Origin of the sequence: Paenibacillus marchantiae, assembly GCF_028771845.1 — a bacterium.
GTDB classification, from domain to species: domain Bacteria; phylum Bacillota; class Bacilli; order Paenibacillales; family Paenibacillaceae; genus Paenibacillus; species Paenibacillus marchantiae.
Window position 1 is genome coordinate 6,265,053 of record NZ_CP118270.1, and the last position, 16,558, is coordinate 6,281,610.

17 protein-coding genes are annotated in these 16,558 nt (G+C 47.2%); 4 read left to right on the top strand and 13 right to left on the bottom strand.

Annotated features, from left to right (window positions below):
- Nucleotides 1–10 precede the first annotated feature (10 nt).
- The 10 genes from PTQ21_RS28250 to PTQ21_RS28295 all read right to left on the bottom strand — a co-directional run bounded on the left by PTQ21_RS28250 (nucleotide 11) and on the right by PTQ21_RS28295 (nucleotide 9,953).
- The gene (locus PTQ21_RS28250) at nucleotides 11–838 is read right to left on the bottom strand and encodes a MurR/RpiR family transcriptional regulator (RefSeq protein ID WP_274567933.1); all 828 of its coding nucleotides are present in this window, start codon (nucleotides 836–838) and stop codon (nucleotides 11–13) included.
- On the bottom strand, nucleotides 825–1,532 hold the full coding sequence (locus PTQ21_RS28255) for an N-acetylmannosamine-6-phosphate 2-epimerase (RefSeq protein WP_274570579.1): 708 nt from the start codon (nucleotides 1,530–1,532) through the stop codon (nucleotides 825–827). The genes PTQ21_RS28250 and PTQ21_RS28255 overlap by 14 nt, the downstream gene beginning before the upstream one ends.
- Before the next feature lie 17 nt (nucleotides 1,533–1,549).
- The gene (locus PTQ21_RS28260) at nucleotides 1,550–3,103 is read right to left on the bottom strand and encodes a DUF4127 family protein (RefSeq protein ID WP_274567934.1); all 1,554 of its coding nucleotides are present in this window, start codon (nucleotides 3,101–3,103) and stop codon (nucleotides 1,550–1,552) included.
- Between the two features lie 25 nt (nucleotides 3,104–3,128).
- Nucleotides 3,129–3,947: a carbohydrate ABC transporter permease gene (locus PTQ21_RS28265; protein ID WP_274567935.1), complete on the bottom strand. Its 819-nt coding sequence runs from the start codon at nucleotides 3,945–3,947 to the stop codon at nucleotides 3,129–3,131.
- A gap of 26 nt (nucleotides 3,948–3,973) precedes the next feature.
- Nucleotides 3,974–4,855, bottom strand: coding sequence for a carbohydrate ABC transporter permease (locus PTQ21_RS28270; protein ID WP_099859299.1), 882 nt, complete (start codon nucleotides 4,853–4,855; stop codon nucleotides 3,974–3,976).
- 68 nt (nucleotides 4,856–4,923) lie between these two features.
- The gene (locus PTQ21_RS28275; protein ID WP_274567938.1) at nucleotides 4,924–6,237 is read right to left on the bottom strand and encodes an ABC transporter substrate-binding protein; all 1,314 of its coding nucleotides are present in this window, start codon (nucleotides 6,235–6,237) and stop codon (nucleotides 4,924–4,926) included.
- A 254-nt stretch (nucleotides 6,238–6,491) separates the two neighbouring features.
- The gene (locus PTQ21_RS28280) at nucleotides 6,492–7,481 is read right to left on the bottom strand and encodes a serine/threonine protein kinase (protein ID WP_274567939.1); all 990 of its coding nucleotides are present in this window, start codon (nucleotides 7,479–7,481) and stop codon (nucleotides 6,492–6,494) included.
- A 156-nt stretch (nucleotides 7,482–7,637) separates the two neighbouring features.
- Nucleotides 7,638–8,507: an alpha/beta fold hydrolase gene (locus tag PTQ21_RS28285; RefSeq protein ID WP_274567940.1), complete on the bottom strand. Its 870-nt coding sequence runs from the start codon at nucleotides 8,505–8,507 to the stop codon at nucleotides 7,638–7,640.
- 210 nt (nucleotides 8,508–8,717) lie between these two features.
- Complete coding sequence (gene rnhA, locus PTQ21_RS28290; RefSeq protein WP_274567941.1) at nucleotides 8,718–9,380, bottom strand: ribonuclease H; 663 nt, start codon at nucleotides 9,378–9,380, stop codon at nucleotides 8,718–8,720.
- A gap of 81 nt (nucleotides 9,381–9,461) precedes the next feature.
- Complete coding sequence (locus PTQ21_RS28295; RefSeq protein ID WP_161490660.1) at nucleotides 9,462–9,953, bottom strand: HEAT repeat domain-containing protein; 492 nt, start codon at nucleotides 9,951–9,953, stop codon at nucleotides 9,462–9,464.
- Nucleotides 9,954–10,178: 225 nt separating this feature from the next.
- On the opposite strand from PTQ21_RS28295, the gene PTQ21_RS28300 reads away from it, so the two are divergent.
- On the top strand, nucleotides 10,179–10,745 hold the full coding sequence (locus PTQ21_RS28300) for a DUF421 domain-containing protein (RefSeq protein ID WP_072734558.1): 567 nt from the start codon (nucleotides 10,179–10,181) through the stop codon (nucleotides 10,743–10,745).
- A 124-nt stretch (nucleotides 10,746–10,869) separates the two neighbouring features.
- On the opposite strand, the gene ssuD is transcribed toward PTQ21_RS28300, so the two are convergent.
- Nucleotides 10,870–12,030: an FMNH2-dependent alkanesulfonate monooxygenase gene (gene ssuD, locus PTQ21_RS28305; protein ID WP_072734559.1), complete on the bottom strand. Its 1,161-nt coding sequence runs from the start codon at nucleotides 12,028–12,030 to the stop codon at nucleotides 10,870–10,872.
- A 278-nt stretch (nucleotides 12,031–12,308) separates the two neighbouring features.
- Between ssuD and PTQ21_RS28310 the strand changes: the two genes are divergently transcribed.
- On the top strand, nucleotides 12,309–12,863 hold the full coding sequence (locus PTQ21_RS28310) for a TetR/AcrR family transcriptional regulator (RefSeq protein ID WP_274570580.1): 555 nt from the start codon (nucleotides 12,309–12,311) through the stop codon (nucleotides 12,861–12,863).
- Nucleotides 12,864–13,088: 225 nt separating this feature from the next.
- On the opposite strand, the gene PTQ21_RS28315 is transcribed toward PTQ21_RS28310, so the two are convergent.
- Entirely contained in the window at nucleotides 13,089–13,856 is a 768-nt protein-coding gene (locus tag PTQ21_RS28315; protein WP_063568424.1) for an ABC transporter ATP-binding protein, read from the bottom strand.
- A 2-nt stretch (nucleotides 13,857–13,858) separates the two neighbouring features.
- Complete coding sequence (locus PTQ21_RS28320) at nucleotides 13,859–14,935, bottom strand: FecCD family ABC transporter permease (protein WP_274570581.1); 1,077 nt, start codon at nucleotides 14,933–14,935, stop codon at nucleotides 13,859–13,861.
- Between the two features lie 166 nt (nucleotides 14,936–15,101).
- On the opposite strand from PTQ21_RS28320, the gene PTQ21_RS28325 reads away from it, so the two are divergent.
- Nucleotides 15,102–15,605, top strand: a complete 504-nt coding sequence (locus PTQ21_RS28325) for a TroA family protein (protein WP_274567944.1) — start codon at nucleotides 15,102–15,104, stop codon at nucleotides 15,603–15,605.
- Between the two features lie 5 nt (nucleotides 15,606–15,610).
- Nucleotides 15,611–16,165, top strand: coding sequence for an ABC transporter substrate-binding protein (locus PTQ21_RS28330; protein WP_274567946.1), 555 nt, complete (start codon nucleotides 15,611–15,613; stop codon nucleotides 16,163–16,165).
- Nucleotides 16,166–16,558: the final 393 nt, after the last annotated feature.

Below are 16,558 nucleotides of genomic sequence, written 5' to 3' on the forward strand. Positions count from 1 at the left end.
CACAAACCCTTCAATAAATACGGTCGATAACGGCCCTGGCCGTTAATTCCTTCATCTTTTTAGTCTCTTCGCCATGCTCGCGCTCCAGTCCCTGGCAGAGCAAGTCGATAATAAACAGCTGAGAGATTTTAGCTCCTACAGAACCGCCTTCAAGGGGAGACTCCTTCCCCGCGGTCAAGAGCAAGATATCCGCAATAGAAGCAATGGGGGATTTGGCATAGTTCGTCATGGCAATCACCTTAGCCCCGTTTTGTTTGGCCTTCATCAGCATATCGTTGGTATCCAGCGTACTGCCGGACACACTGATGCCAAAAGCCACGTCACCTTCTCCCATCGTTACCGCCATCATGGACTGAATATGGCTGTCGGAATTCGCTTCCGCATGTCGGCCGATGCGCAGAAAACGGTTCTTGGCATCCATAGCGGTAATGCCTGACGAGCCCACGCCGAAGAATTGCACATGTCGTGCGCTGTCCAGACACTTTACTGCCTGCTCCAACTGATTGCGATCCAGCATACCCAAGCTGGATTGCAGCACACCCACCATCGAGGCATATAAATGGTCGGCGTAATCGTCCTCTCCCTGCTCGCCGTCTGGCTGGTTCTGCCGTTTCGGCAGCCCTTGGGCCAGCATCAGCTTGAAATCCTGATAGCCTTTAAACCCGATTTTACGGCAGAATCTCATCACCGTGGTCTCTCCGGTACCAGCAAAATCAGCCAGCTCAGTCACAGAAAAATAGATGATATTATCCGGATTGTCCCGTACGCACCTGGCCACCTTCTGCTCCGACTTGGTCATGGAAGGATAATACGTATTAATTCGGTCATTCATCTCCATTACTCTTCATCCTCGCTTTTCGGGTCACTGCTGCGAACTGTCGGGTAATTAGCTGTGGCCGAGTTATTGCCGAGCCCACCACAACAGCGTATGCCCCCAGATCAAGCGCCTCTTCTACCTGAGAGGGTTTACTAATCCGCCCTTCGGCAATGACCGGAATCTTCAACCGCTGTGCACACATCCCCAGCAGCTCCAAATTTGGACCTTCCTGCTGTCGCGAATACGGTGTATAACCCGATAGTGTAGTCGAAACACAGCTGACTCCAAGTGACTCAGCGTATAAAGCTTCCTCCAGAATGGAGATGTCTGCCATGGAAACCACCCCATTTGCGTTCAGATAGGCGGTGATTTGCTCCAATGTATAATTTTCCGGCCTGGTCTGGCGGGTCGCATCAAATGCAATGATATCTGCTCCGGCCTCCAGCAGCTCGTCAATTTCTCTGAGGGTTGGGGTGATATATACAGCAGAATCCGGGTAATTGCGCTTCACGATGCCAATAACCGGCAATGAGACGGTCTGCTTGATCGCACGTACATCTGCTGCCCCATTCGCACGGATACCCGCGGCCCCTCCTTCCTGAGCAGCAGCTGCCATACGGGCCATCATCGCCGCGCCATGCAGCGGTTCGTTAACCAGCGCCTGGCAGGAAACAATCAGTCCCAAATGCAGTTTCTCCAGCACTACCTTTGTCAGGGTTCTCACCCTCTCTCTTATATTCTGCTTTCCTTACCTGGGTTGGATGGTACGAATCGTACAGACAGGCCCACTTCGAACATCCGGTTCCATGGCATATAACAATCGGTAATCTGGATACTCCCTGCTGCAGTATCGATCCGCACAGCAAGCTCTTGACGCAACCTTTCCTCTACTCGGGCGGCAACAAGGCCACGAGACCCATCCAGCAAGTACTTGCCATAGCCCATCTCCTGCACCGGGCCATTGCTAAGTTCTCCCCGAACGACTGAACAATAGCAGACATCCTCAGCATAGCGGAGAGCGAGGAAATCAAGATGCGATTGTGTACGACCATAGAGCAGGTAGATCATGGCCTGCGAAATGACGGTTCCCAGCGAGTTGGAGCTGGTATTCCAGGCGGCATATCCAGCCAGATCAAATAACATGTCTTTTTGCCGCAGCATCTTGACCAGCTTCTGATCCCCACCATTGGCATATCCCACATCCGCTACAGCCACCGGCTTGTTCTTGCTCCTGAGCAGAAAGTGTCCATATTCCACCAGTTCCATCAGGTTTCGGTATACATCGTAGCTGTAAAAAGAATGCTGCTGCGACACCGCTTCCGCCATCGTCTCTCCGGGTGTGCTAATCAACAGCACCAGATCTGCTTCAGTCGCACTGGATGCAATCAACCCACCTGCAGCCAAAATCTGATATTTGAGCGTCTCATAGAAAAATCGATCCTCGAATAGCGGGGTAACAAACGCCCCCTGAACAGATGATAATCGTGGGTACACCAGCGGCATCCGGCCGCGAGCCTTGTTCATCATTCTGGAGAGCAGTACGCAACCAACTTCGTCCGCACCAGGATACATGTAGACTTTAAGTTCCAGATCAAGGGCGGTAATCCGGGCTCTCACTTTCTCCTGATCCTTGGCTGTATGTCCATAAGGCGCTGAATCATCCTGGGGCACAATCATGAAGTCGATAATTCCTTCCTTGACCAGAGCCAGCACTTGCTTGTTTGCTTCAATATTTACGGCCCTGCGTCCCAGGTAATCTTCCAGCACTTCCATTGGTAGACGGTTATCGATATCGGCCAGCTCGCGGATCTCCTCATCCGTCGCAATCCCCAGCTCCAGCCGATGGCTGATGAAACCTTTGCGAAAAATCTCTCTTCCCCAGTCGGCGTAATAATCCGGCTCCTCATCGGACAGGGAATATTGGGGGCAGCGCATAATCAGTTGAAACGCATACAATGTTAGCTGCGGGTACTGCTGCTTGATCCCCCGAAGGCGCTCCAGACGGGCCGTCAGTTCATCCGGCTTCAACTGATGCAGCCGGGAAGGAATAATCCCGCCGTAGAGCAACGTATCCAAGGCAACGATTGCTCCATCTGCCCCTGCACAGCTCTCCTCAAACCAGGTCCATAACTGTTCTACATCGCCCGGACGTTTTTTCAGGCCCATGATTTCAAGTGGCGGACGCTCCACTGTGAATTCCGTTCCCTGTGCCAACAAATAAGGAAACTCATAATTGCAAGGCCGTTCATCTAACGGAACAAAGGTTAGCTTATACTGCTTCGGCATGAATGCGTTCACCCTTTCTGTGTTTTTATCCTTTAATCGCTCCGGCGATGCCTTCCATATAGTATTTTTGAGTGAAAAGGAACACGATGATAATCGGCAGTACCGAGATCATGGTGCCGGCGGCAATCCAGCCGAAGTTATACGAGAACTGACCGTTCAGATACGTCAGGGCCGCAGCCAGTGGATATTTCTGCGGATCATCCAGCACCACAATCGGCCACAGGAAATTGTTCCAGAATGCCATAACCTCAAGCAAGCCAATGACGGCAACCCCTGGTTTCACCAATGGCATGACAAGCTGCACGAAGATACGGAACTCGGAGGCTCCATCCATTTTGCCAGAATCCCGAATATCCGTCGGTATGCCCAGAAACGTTTGTCGCATCAGAAAGATGTTAAATACCGACACCGCGGCCGGAAGCACAACACCAAGAAACGTATTGCCCAAGTGAAAGGCCTGGATGGTTAAATAATGCACAATCATCGCCGTTGCCGACGGGATAATCATGGTCGAAATCAGCAGCGTGAACACCAGATTACGTCCCCTGAACCGAAAGGTCGCGAGTGGATACGCCGTTAGGCAGGACAAAAAGATGTTAAACACTACCCCAAGGAGCGTAATCACCACCGTATTTATGATGTAGCGTGGAAAATCCATGAACTCCCACACCTGCACGTAGTTATCGAAAGAAATGAAGGTAGGGAGAATTGCTGGTGGATTCGCGAACACATTACGACCAGGCATCAGCGATACGCTGAGCAGCCACAGAAAAGGACCCATCATAAACAGGGCAAGCAAAATCAACAGTACATAAATGATCAAATGACGAAGGGCTTTTTTCATTTTTTTAGACGAAAACGTACACCGAATCAATAGGTATTCACCCCGCCTCTCCGGTTCAGCCGGAACACCAACACACTGAGCGCCGCTACCATCACACTGACGATCAGCCCAAGCGCCGAGGCATACCCGAAATTGAATTGCTCCAGCCCTTTTTGAAAAATATATACGCTTGAGGTCAGCGTGGACGTTCCCGGCCCGCCCTTGGTGAGAATATAGACCTCATCGAATACACGAACGGCCCCCATCACCGAAATTACGGTGCAAAAGAGAATATGCGGCCGCAGCAACGGAAGCGTCACATGAATAATCAGTCTCAGTGGTCCTGCTCCATCCACTCTGGCGGCTTCGTATAGATCTGCCGGAATTCCCTGAAGCCCAGCCAAATAGAGCATCATATAATAGCCGAGACCCTTCCACATGGTGATGAACATCAGCACATACAGCGCCGTACTGCTCGTGGAAAGCCAGGAGACTTGCTCACTGAGAATGCCAACCTTCAGCAGCAGGTAATTGACTACGCCGTTATTGCCCAACAGCCAGCTCCAGATCAGCGCCACTGCGACCATGGAAGTTACAACCGGTATGTAGTAGGCTGCCCTGAACATTTTGACACCTGGAATTCGGCTGTTAACCAGAATGGCCATGAGGATCGAGATGATTTGAATCACCGGTACAACCAGCACATACACCAACGAATTCCACAGCGAAATCAGGAAATTATGATCTTGAAAGGCCCGGGTAAAGTTATCCAAACCAACGAAATGTGTCTCTGTAATGACAGAATAATCGGTTAATGAGAGGGGTATCCCGTAAATAATCGGCCAAAAGGTGAAAACCGCCAGAAACAACAATCCCGGTGCCATAAACGCCCATGCAGCAAAAGATTCGGATCGAATCGCCTTGTACACGGCTACGCCTCCCTCTCTTCTAGGATCGAGGGGGAGTACTCCCCCTCATCAGACTGTATCGCACAAGTTCAGGAATCCTGGTTAAGAATTTGGTTAACTTCCTTCTCCACTGCGTTCAGCGTTTCTTTAATATCTGCTCCGTTCATCAAAATTTCCTGCAAGCCCCGTGCCAATGCGGAGTTGATATCTCCTGCATTCGGTACGCCGACCATGTAATCAGTTGCTTTATCTAGACTTTGAGAGGAGGCTACCTTGGCTTCGGCTTCCAGCGATCCGTCGGATTGCGTAAAGAACGGATCTTCAATGGAGGCTTTGCTCGACGGCAGCGTGTTTGCTACCTTGGAGAAGGCAGTCTGGTTCTCTGCATTGGTAATAAAGGCGGCAAATTCCACCGCTTGTTCGGGGTTTTTGGATTTCTGTGGCACAACGAGATCCATGGAATTGGAGAGCCGCAGGTTCGCTTTGCCCGTTGGGAGCGTTACTGCAATCGTATTCTTGTAAACATCCGGTGCAGATTTCTTGATAAAGTTAATAAAGGTTGGACCCGACAATTGAAAAGCGACCTGCTCCCCGGAAAAATACTGGATCTGCTTGCTGAATTCCGCATCCTCCTTCAGCACCACGCCTTCGGCCATCAGATCACGCATTTGAGCGATCATCGCCTCTGCTTCCGGCGTATTGAAAGCGGCGGCCGTTTTGTCCTCATTTAAAATCGGAATGCCGTCGATTGGAAATAGCTTGGAGACAAGCTGCTGCGCATAACCGGCCACTCCGGTCTTTTCATGGACCTGACGGGCCCACTCCACAAGTTCCTCTCGGGTCTGCGGCGGATTTGCCGGATCAAGGCCTGCCTCCTTCACCAACTTGGTATTCATGAACAGCACTTCGGTACCTGTGTACCAAGGAAGCGCGTAAGCTTTGCCATCCAAAACAGTAGAATTATAAATGCCTTCAAAGTAACTCTTCGCTTCCTCATCTGTCAGGTATTCGCTCAGATTCAGCAGCGCTCCCTTACTTCCCAATTGACTGGCAAATTCGGTATTGAGGTTCACCACATCAGGGCTTTTGCCACTGGCCGTACTGGTCAATAAACGCTGTGAAATGGCATCATATGGATAGTCCTTCCACTCGACCTTCACGCCAGGATGACTGCTCTCATACTTGGCAATCAATTCATTGAAGTAATCGTTGAACGTTGGCTGTAAAGCAATCGTCCAAAACTCCAGCGTCACCGGCTTTCCCGCTTCCGTACCCGTCTCCCCAGTGCTTCCCGGACTCGGCGTACCAGCCGTATTGTCATTTCCTCCGCAGGCGGCAAGCAGCATAGACATCATAACGACTAGCAGCAAAGATACGGTGAAGCCCTTTCTGTTGGTGGTCACACAACATTCCCCCTCAGTTTGGTATAAGACGGGAGCCGGCGCTTACGTCAGATATCCTGGCTAATTACTCCATCTTTCCAATGGAGTATATGCAAACTCTGGAGTTAGAATGAAGTATTCTTCCAGAAATTAATAAAAAAAAAGAAATAATTTTTCTTTTAGGCTACAAAAACACAAAAAACAAGCCAGTTCGATCCGTGAAAGGACCAAACTGGCTTATTTGTTACAACTATATGTATAAGACAAGGCTGCAATTAAGCCGTCTCATGCTGTTTCTTCGGCTCTGCTTCATAGACTTGGGTATGTTCATTTTCAGCTAAAGCCCATTCTACCGTGCCAGGTTTGCGTATTTTCCACATCCAGGCCTGTACTTGAAGTGATCTCTTAACCCATGCGAGGGACGCACAACGTTGCTCGGAACGAACTGATAATCCCCAGTGAATAACGCGTGCGAGCCATCGGTTCACATACTCATTATGAGAACGTACAGATGGCAATTCATCGCGGAACAGTCGCTGTTTTACATCCATAGGAGGCTGCCCGCATGTCCAATAATGAAGCAACGCTGCCAGGCTATATATGTCTGACATCGGTCCCTGACTGGATTTCTCCGAGTAGAACTCCAGCGGGGAATACCCGGCCGATGTAAAGATCGCCTGTTTTTCCCCGGATTGTACAGGCCAACGAGCTGCTGAACCGAAGTCCAGCAGTTTGGGCGTACCGTCTTCCATCACCATAATATTGGATGGCTTCACATCGCGATGAAGAATTCCCTGCTTATGAATGTAGTCCAGTGTATCTACCAGCGGGAGCAATGTCTCCGTGATAAATGCCGCGTCCAGCGCATGATTTCGCTCAATCAGATATTCGGTTAAGGTTACCCCTGTACAATATTCCATAACAAGATACCCTGTGTCATTTTCTTCGAAATGATCCACATACGACACAATATGAGGATGATTCAATGTCGATAACAGCTCTCCTTCTACCAAAAATACAGCAAGAAGTTCCTGATACTGACCACTGAAACCTCGTGAAGAACAGAACACTCCCCGTTTGTCAGCCTGACGTGCTGCAAGCCTCTGGGGGAAAAACTCCTTGATCGCTACCTTTGCACCTGTATTCCGATCTCTTCCTGCATATACAATAGCCAGCTCACTGCTAGCCATGAGATGTCTTACCTGATATGTATCGTTTAAAATTACATTGCGCTGCAATGCCATTTTGCAATTGTCCTTTTTCATAACAGACCCTCTTTTCAACCTTGTCGATCGGAAGACTTGCCGCATGTTGCATCATTTGGTCCAACCAGACAGGCGTTTCATCGCCAACCATGTATATAAACCAAATGATGCAATTTGAATCACAACCATGCGGAAATATTAAAAAAAATTCTAAATTTAATAATTCTTCTGTAAAAATTGCTGAATTTCTTGGTTCATCTGCATCAACACGTCTTGAGATGGAAAATGACCTGTGTCGTATTTGATTGCTTTGACATTCGGAATAATCTTCTGAGCTCTTTCAATGACCTTATCTGCCGGGAAAAAGACATCCTTTTCTCCCACCAGCAGCAGTGTTGGCGATGTATAATTCACCAATTCGTCCTGCTCCGTAAGCTTGGGCATATCCTGCTCCAGACTGACGTATTTGAAGATTTTCCCGATTATATTTTTATCTATTTCTTTCATACAACTGCATGACATGATATCCGCGATCTTTTGCAAAGAAGTTGGAGAAGAAGTCATTTTGTACGTTACGAGTGGCAACACGATATCCTGAGCCATTTTAATTTTGGATCCTACGGCCAGTCCAGCGGGTGCTACCAGAACAGAACATGCAATTCGGTCCGGAATGTAAGTTGCCAGTCTTAGGATAATTCCGCCTCCAAAGGAAGGACCGATAAACGCACTTTTTTCGATTTTGTAGTGATCCAGCAAATCAGAAATCCACAAAGCCAAACTATCAAACCTTGCCGAAATTCGTGTTTCTTCACTGTAGCCTGGATGACCGATCGTATCCGGCGCGATAATCCGGTAATCTTTGAAAAGAGAAGAGAACCATGACAACGTCATCGGATTCACACAATTTCCGCCCTGGAGAATAAATAGCGGCTTACCGTCTTCTGGACCTGTTAATAAAACATGCGTTTGTCCAAAACGTGTCTCGACGTACTCTCGTGTAAAACCTTCGCCCAATTGCTCAACATACGCTTCGTATTCCTCAAGTATGCTGCTCTTGCCTTCTTCACTTCTATAAATGGAACTCATGTCTGCCTCCTGCAAAGTATACTCTTTCAAGATTTTATGGATTTTAAGGTCCATAAATATAAGGTCCATAAATATAAAAGAGCCCGCTGATGACAGGCTCCTTCATATGTGTAACTTATCATAATGAACTGATTATAGAATGGAAACTGGAAATTGTAAACATCGTTTCTCATAGAAAATTAATAATACAGAAATTGTAGAGAATTAGGGCTATTTTCGGCCGTAATCTGCCTTGATTTCGCCCCACTGCTTGGTCTGCCATTTTAGCACTTTATTGCTATACGTATTCGTTCGGAGCCACTGCTCAGCACGGTCAATCATCAGCCAGATCTCTTCGGTGGAAGCATCCCTTGCGAGCGTGGTGGACACCGCTTTTTGCTTCAACCATTTCATCGCATTGACGGAGTCCGTATATACCGTCTTACTACTGCCCTCTTTTTTGAGATACGCCAAGGCATGTACGATGGCCAGAAATTCCCCAAGGTTGTTTGTACCTTTGGAAATTGGCCCAACGGAGAAAATAATCTCACCCGTGCGGGTATCTACGCCTTTATATTCCACCGGCCCTGGATTCCCACGCGTACCAACATCAACCGAGATGCTGTCATAGTCAATTTCTGCGGAGGTCTCCATGCCCGCACTTCTTCCGCTACTGCCAGACTTCGTCTTCGAAGAAGCGCCTGAACCACTGGCACCCGTACCCCAGTTTCCTTTCCATCCTGCACGATATGCCTCTTCGGCGGCAGCTTTCGATTCATACGATTTATATTTTGCTCCGGTAAAATGATCCGTTTGTGCTTTGCATTCCGACCATGTGCTATATACGCCAGGCTGCTTTCCTGCCCAGACGACATAGTATTTCTGCTTTGCCAATATGACCCGCTCCTTCGTTTGCTGCATTCAATTCCTTATTGTAAACGATAGGGAGGTGAGATTGAAAGAAGCGTGTTTATCTTATTCCTGCACTTGATACCTCCATTTCTTCAACATGTCTAATGCTACTTCCAGGAGCTTGCTTTGGTTATGTGAGATTTGCATTTCAATAATTGTTTGACACCTAAGGTTTTGTAAATCCGATAACTTATCCATCATTTGCTCCAGCAACATGAATGACTGCGCGCTCACTTCCAGACTGGAATCACCGATAAATGGAATAATGTTCTCAATATGTACTATGTAATTCAGGTTTTCAAGAGCGTATAGCAATGTGCCTCTGCTTCCTGATGTCTTGGAGTCTGTGATGACTTCAATTAACGGTTCGACTGCTCGATCATCTCCAATGTCAGATAAAGCGATAGCAATTGTGTTGCGTAGTATGGCGTTGTCCGTAGATTTCAGGAGTTCAATCAAGAAAGCGAATTGAGTTATATCCTTTTTTTCACCAATATATGATATTTGTTTAACAACGCCTTCCATATCTCCTTGGGAAAGATGCTTTTGTATCATGTTTGTATACATTGTACGTTGTATCACTCCTCATTTAGTTAGAAGAAAGCTCTCCATAATAATATCGGTCATTTCCTTATTTTAGGATGTAGTATAATGGTCCTTATCATGCCGGGACTATTTTCCTTATCCACATCTCTTGTCCTAAGCAATTGTATATTTCAACCAGATCAGGAACAGGCTAAGAAATAGACACATGATTTGCTACAGAAAGGAATACAACCAATGGACTGGATATGGAAATCCATCTTGCTTGTACTGATTGGCATGATTCTGCTGCGGATTGCTGGACGTAAATCCATCTCGCAGATGAGTGTAGCCACAACGGTCATTATTATCTCGATTGGTACAACGATCGTGCAGCCCATTGCGAACCATGAGTTAGGCAAAGCGATCGGGTCAGCGACGGTATTTATCCTAATGCTTCTGATCGTTGAACAATTACAATTGAAGTATAATTGGTTTGAAAAACTGATGAGCGGAAAATCGAAGGTTGTTGTGGAAGATGGGAAGTTGAATCTGCCGAATTTGAAACGCATGCGCTTCTCCGTGGATCAATTGGAGATGCAGTTGCGGGAAAAAGGGATTACAAGCATTGCCGATCTGGAAACGGCTACGATGGAACCAAACGGGCAACTCGGTTACGTGCTCAAACGGCACGCACGCCCAGTAACCATAGGCGATTTGGAAGCACTCCTGAAGCAAGGTACGTGGCCCACGGAATCCAAAGAACTTTTCCAAGAGGTCATCCAGGATGGACACTCGCGTCCAATTGACTCCAAGATACAGTAAATGAAATAGTTGAACAGATATAGAGATGGCTGGCCGCAGGTGGCCCCTTTCTACAGCATGTAAAAAAGACACCCGAATGCCTTCAGGTGTCTTTTTTTGCCTTAATCTGCAATCCGTTATGAAATTAGGATTTGGAGGTAACTTCCGTTTTGACCATGTGGTCCGGAATGTTGTTATTGGCAATGATTTCTCCAAATGGTCCAATAAAGGAATGATCGCCACTTTCTCCATGTTGCGAGTACTGAAGCTTTGGAAATAACAGCTCCGCGGTACGATAACATTCTTCCAGATGCGGATAACCGGATAAAATGAAGGTCTCGATCCCCAGTTCTTCATACTCTCTGATTCTGGCTGCGACCTGATCGGGATCACCGACAAGTGCGGTTCCGGCACCACCTCTAACCAAGCCGATGCCCGCCCACAGATTGGGGCTAATCTCTAGGTTGGAACGATCACCATTATGCAGCTTGGCCATTCTCTGCTGTCCTACGGAATCCATGCGAGCATAGATCTTCTGGGCAGCGGCTATCGTCTCCTCATCCAGGTGGGAGATCAGTTCATTTGCGGCCTTCCATGCTTCATCTGCGGTCGGACGCACAATAACATGCATGCGTATGCCAAAACGAATGCTTCTTCCTTTTTTCGCAGCCAGCTCCCGCATTTGATGAATTTTGGCTTGTACCTGACCCGGAGGCTCACCCCACGTTAAATACACATCGACATGGTCCGCTGCCACTTCCATTGCGGCATCCGAGGAACCTCCAAAATAGAGTGGGGGATGTGGCTTTTGGATGGTCGGATACAGGACGGAGCCACCCTTAACCTTCAGATATTTGCCTTCATAGTCAACCGCCTCTCCCTCCAATTCCTTGCGCCAAATGGTCAGAAATTCATCGGCTAACGCATAGCGCTCATCGTGGTCCAGGAACAGCCCTTCTCCTTCAAGCTCAATTGGATCTCCACCAGCCACCACATTGATCAGCAGCCTTCCTTTGGAGAAACGATCCAGGGTTGCGGCCATGCGTGCAGCTGTGGTTGGCATCATCAGACCTGGACGCGCAGCGACAAGAAACTTAAGCCTTTCCGTGGAAGAAATCAGCGATGAAGCCACAATCCACGCATCTTCACACGACTTTCCAGTAGGTAACAAAACACCGGCATATCCAAGTTCATCCGCGGCTTGTGCCACCTGCTTGCAGTAGTGATAACTGACCGCCCGGGCTCCTTCTTTTGTTCCAAGATACCTGCCATCCCCGTGAGTGGGAATAAACCAAAACAGTTCCATAGGTATGTCCTCATTTCTATCTTTATATTTTATTTTTCCGATTGATTTGGTATGTTTTATTTATTATGATAGCTATTATCCGTTGGATATCAACGATCAATTAGGCAGAATCTGACGGTTAAGCAACGCATTTGACCGATATGTTGCGAAATGTCTTATTAATCTACATTCCCAAACCATTTGAAGGCTCAACAAAGTTGATCAATCCGTTGTTTTCGAGGTGATGAGAAGTGAATGAATCCCGATGAGTGGATCGAAGAATTTTACGGACCCGTGTGATGATTTCCGAAGCTTTCCTGAAAATTCTGCCACAGAAATGCTTTACCGAAATTAGTGTCGTGGACATCGTCGAACAAGCGAATATCAATCGCTCTACCTTTTACGCCCACTTTCTAGACAAGGATGATTTATTGGATAGCATGGTGAATGCGAAATTTCAACTGCTTGAGCAGTTACTGGCGGAACGGAATGCTCACCTTGAGAATCTACCTTCATTTAATGAGCCAGATCCCATTTTTGCAGTATTGTTCGAGCATATATTGGAGCATGATGAATTCTATCGGGTGATGGTACTAATCAATCCTGCAGGGAATTTCAACAGTCGGTTGAATGAAGTGATTAGAGAGATGTTTTTGGATCGGATATCCCAATTAGGTATGGAACAAAAAGAAGTGCCTCTGGATATTTTGCTGGATTATATCAGCTTCTCCACCATTGGAATTATTCACAAATGGCTTGCTGACAGTAAGGTATACTCACCTCATTATATGGCTCTTCAATTAACCCGCATTGCCCTGTTAGGAACATATAAAGCGATGGGAGCATCGGTTTAGAGTGAGTGGCCCATCCTCTCCAAAAAAAAGTGATACATGGCATCTGAATAAACGTGACATTTGATACTTGAGGCTAGAACAAAAAGAACTGTCATTTAAGCATATATTCCGCTTAAAGACAGTTCTTCTTTTACTACTTATTCCATAATTGCCTGTGCAACCGGAGTTATAGTGGAAGAGATAATGAGAGAACATGTGTGAGTTTCAGCTAAGACAGTCCTTGTCTCACCGTGTACTCAAATAGGCAATACCCAAGCCACCGGTAACCGGATTTTCATAGATTTCACATTCCACGTCGAATACTTCACCAATCATTTCACGGGTCAAGATATCGGCGGGTTTGCCATGAACCACAATCTGTCCCTGCTTCACAACATAGAGGTAATCGCAATACTCTGCGGCGAGTTCGAGATCATGAAGGGCAGCCAATATGCCGATATCCAGACTCCGCACAATGTTGAGGATCTGAAGCTGATATTTGATATCCAGATGATTGGTAGGCTCGTCCAATATCAGAAATTCGGGCTGCTGCGCCAGCACTCGTGCGAGGACCACACGTTGCTTCTCCCCGCCGGACAGGGACACGTAATTGCGGTCCGCATGTCCGGTTAGATGTACCTTTTCCAACGCCTGTTCCACGATTTCATAATCCCGTTCATTATCCGTCTCCAGCAACTTCTTGTGAGGGGTGCGACCCATCATGACCATTTCACGGACAGTAAAATCAAAGCTCAATTCGTTAAACTGACCCACAACGCCCATATGCCTGGACACAACCTTGGGACTGGATTTCAAAATGTCCGTATCATCGAGAAATACTTTGCCTTGCTGTGGTTTGATCACTTTATAGATGCTCTTGAGCAGCGTTGATTTGCCACAACCATTCGGGCCAATCAGTCCGACGAATTGCTTGCCTTTTACCTGTAAAGAAATGTCCCGGATAATATCCGTGTTCAGCACCGATATGGATACATTTTCTACATTCAGTTTCATGTTTATTTTCCTCCAAAACCGTAGCCTTTTTTGACTAACATATACATAAACATCGGCGCACCAATCATCGCTGTAATGATCCCGATCGGCAATTCAACGCTGGAAATCAGTGATCGTGCAATAACATCCGTCCAGATCAGGAAGATGGCACCGAATAGTACGGATGCAGGCATGACTTTACGATGGTCCGATCCAACCAGCCCTCTCACAATATGCGGAATAATCAATCCAACAAAACCGATCATGCCGCAGCTTGCCACCATTACGCCGGTGACGAGAGCCGTTAACAGCATATACAACCTGCGATATACACTGAGATTAATCCCTAGCGTAACCGCGGCTTCGTCACCCAGCAGCATCGTATTAAGGACCCGAGATTGCAATAGGAAGAACAGAATGGCTACGAGCACAACGATGCTAATCAGCGGAAGCTTGTTCCATCCGGATGAGGCAAGACTGCCCATGGTCCAGAATGTTACGGTCTTGATGCCTTCGGCATTGTTAGCAAAATAAATGATAAAGTTCGAAAAGGCACTGCACAGCGCATTAATGACCATTCCGGCAAGCACCAGCTTGACCGATGTCATTTTCCCCCGAATACCTGCCAGAGCCAGGACCAGCAAGGACGCCCCCATGGCACCGGCAAATGCCCAGAAAGCCACCCCGGTCTGACCAAGCCAACCAATTGCGCCGAATCCAATCAGAATGGCAAACGTGGCCCCGAGTGAAGCTCCTGAGGAGATCCCCAGTATATACGGGTCTGCAAGTGGATTCTGCACGGCAGCCTGCATAACTGCACCACATAAAGCTAGCCCGGCACCGATAAACATGGCCATCAGTACACGCGGAAAGCGAATCTGCCAGATAATATCCGTAAAAGACCCCGCCTCAATCGGCGTAGAGCCGAATTGAAATCCGGTTAATTTGTACAACAGAATGCGATAAGACTCAGCGAGTGGAATGCTCACCTGTCCAATGGATACTGCAATTCCAACCGAAATAACCATTACGATGATTAAAGCGGCAATCAATACTGCAAAACCGGATTTGCTGTAAATCAGGGACTCCCTTTTTCCCATACGCTGCTTCTGAATTTGAGCCGTCTGTGCCATCTCTTCCCCCATCAATTCCACTTGAATTTGAATAATAAAAATTTAGCTGTTTACAAAGCATTTTCTCGGATTATAATTGAGAATGATTATCTTTGTCAATTTAAAAACATAAAGAAAAGGGGCTCGTCGCTAGATGAAATTCAAATTCAGAACCATTTGGTTCGCTTCTTTAAGTCTCCTGTTGCTCTTGCTTGCAGTATGTTCCAATGCATCCTCTTCCACCACTGCCACCCCCGCTGTGGAGGGAAGCAATTCATCCGAAACGGCAACACAAGTAGAAAATACAAGCAAAACATCCTATCCGCTCACGATTGAGAACTTTACCATATCAGGTGAAGGTGGCGAGTGGAAACCGAAATCACAAACATTCGAGAAAGCTCCCGAGCATGTCGTGGCCAATACCCAATCTGCTGCAGAGATGCTGATCAAGCTTGGACTGACCGATAAAATGGTTGGAGTCGCCGCATTGTATGGCACGGTTACTCCTGATGTCGCAGATGATTTTGCGAAAATTCCTGTCTTGTCCAAAGATTATGTGGGTAAAGAGCTCGTTGTAGGCGCAAGTCCGGATCTGGTGCTGGGACGTGGGGACCTCTTTGCAGACGCAGACTGGGGTGTAGTACCGTGGATGGCTTGAACGACATGAACATCCGGACCTTCCTGCAAACCACGAATCATCAAGGGACATTGGACAGCCTCTATAATGATATTGCACAGTTGGGTCAAATCTTCGATGTACAGGACAACGCCGCAAAATTCACAGAAAGTCTGAAAGCTCGTGTTGAAGCCATCAAGTCAAGTGTGGCGGATCAATCTGAGCATCGTTTTGCCTGCATCGTCCCTGCTACGGAAGACACGATTACTGTGAGCAGTATGCATAATGATACGTATCAGTTGGATGCACTGAGCCTGTTGAAACTGAAAAATACATTTGATGGCGTGCAAGGCGAAGTCAGTGTGGAACAGCTAATCACGGCAAACCCGGACTACTTGCTCTTATCTGCCTATGCCGGTTCCCCGGATATCGACAAGCTGATTCAAAATCTGTATGCCAACCCTGCACTGCAAAGCATGAATGCCATCAAAAACAAACAAATTTACGTAACAGATTTCAGTCAGTTCTGGGGTTATGGATATCAAATTCTGGACGGCATTGAGAAGATGGAACAGGAAATGAAAGCAAATCCGATTAAGTAATTGCAGGGCTTTGGCTTGTGATATTGTAATGTAATGAAATAAAAGCAAATGAGTAGGAGAAGACATTCTCACTGCTCATTTGCTTTTACGCTGTGCCTACGATGAGTCACTTATGACCGAGTGGCACCACTGGAGTCCAGAAGAGGTGTATTCAAATGATGGAATATGGAGATTAAACCTTGGCAAACTGATTCATTATCATTTCGGCGGCCCGCCTATAACTACCAGCCTGCCATAAAGATTCACCGATGAGGCAAGCCTGTTGTTTTTTATAAAGCTGGGATTGCTTAATACTTCTCCTAATGCCTCCTCCAATCAGCTGCATCGAGGCTATACTTATTTAAAGTGATAACCCGCTCCCAACTACTGTACCCGATTGGCTACAAGAGGATG

What these genes read in the sequence shown, in the direction of transcription:
- PTQ21_RS28265 (WP_274567935.1), bottom strand. Translation starts at nt 3,947, where the DNA reads ATGAAAAAAGCCCTTCGTCATTTGATCATTTATGTACTGTTGATTTTG.
- PTQ21_RS28250 (WP_274567933.1), bottom strand. Translation starts at nt 838, where the DNA reads ATGGAGATGAATGACCGAATTAATACGTATTATCCTTCCATGACCAAG.
- ssuD (WP_072734559.1), bottom strand. Translation starts at nt 12,030, where the DNA reads ATGGAACTGTTTTGGTTTATTCCCACTCACGGGGATGGCAGGTATCTT.
- PTQ21_RS28330 (WP_274567946.1), top strand. Translation starts at nt 15,611, where the DNA reads ATGAACATCCGGACCTTCCTGCAAACCACGAATCATCAAGGGACATTG.
- PTQ21_RS28285 (WP_274567940.1), bottom strand. Translation starts at nt 8,507, where the DNA reads ATGAGTTCCATTTATAGAAGTGAAGAAGGCAAGAGCAGCATACTTGAG.
- PTQ21_RS28325 (WP_274567944.1), top strand. Translation starts at nt 15,102, where the DNA reads ATGAAATTCAAATTCAGAACCATTTGGTTCGCTTCTTTAAGTCTCCTG.
- PTQ21_RS28300 (WP_072734558.1), top strand. Translation starts at nt 10,179, where the DNA reads ATGGACTGGATATGGAAATCCATCTTGCTTGTACTGATTGGCATGATT.
- PTQ21_RS28320 (WP_274570581.1), bottom strand. Translation starts at nt 14,935, where the DNA reads ATGGGAAAAAGGGAGTCCCTGATTTACAGCAAATCCGGTTTTGCAGTA.
- PTQ21_RS28310 (WP_274570580.1), top strand. Translation starts at nt 12,309, where the DNA reads ATGATTTCCGAAGCTTTCCTGAAAATTCTGCCACAGAAATGCTTTACC.
- PTQ21_RS28260 (WP_274567934.1), bottom strand. Translation starts at nt 3,103, where the DNA reads ATGCCGAAGCAGTATAAGCTAACCTTTGTTCCGTTAGATGAACGGCCT.
- PTQ21_RS28280 (WP_274567939.1), bottom strand. Translation starts at nt 7,481, where the DNA reads ATGAAAAAGGACAATTGCAAAATGGCATTGCAGCGCAATGTAATTTTA.
- PTQ21_RS28315 (WP_063568424.1), bottom strand. Translation starts at nt 13,856, where the DNA reads ATGAAACTGAATGTAGAAAATGTATCCATATCGGTGCTGAACACGGAT.
- PTQ21_RS28295 (WP_161490660.1), bottom strand. Translation starts at nt 9,953, where the DNA reads ATGATACAAAAGCATCTTTCCCAAGGAGATATGGAAGGCGTTGTTAAA.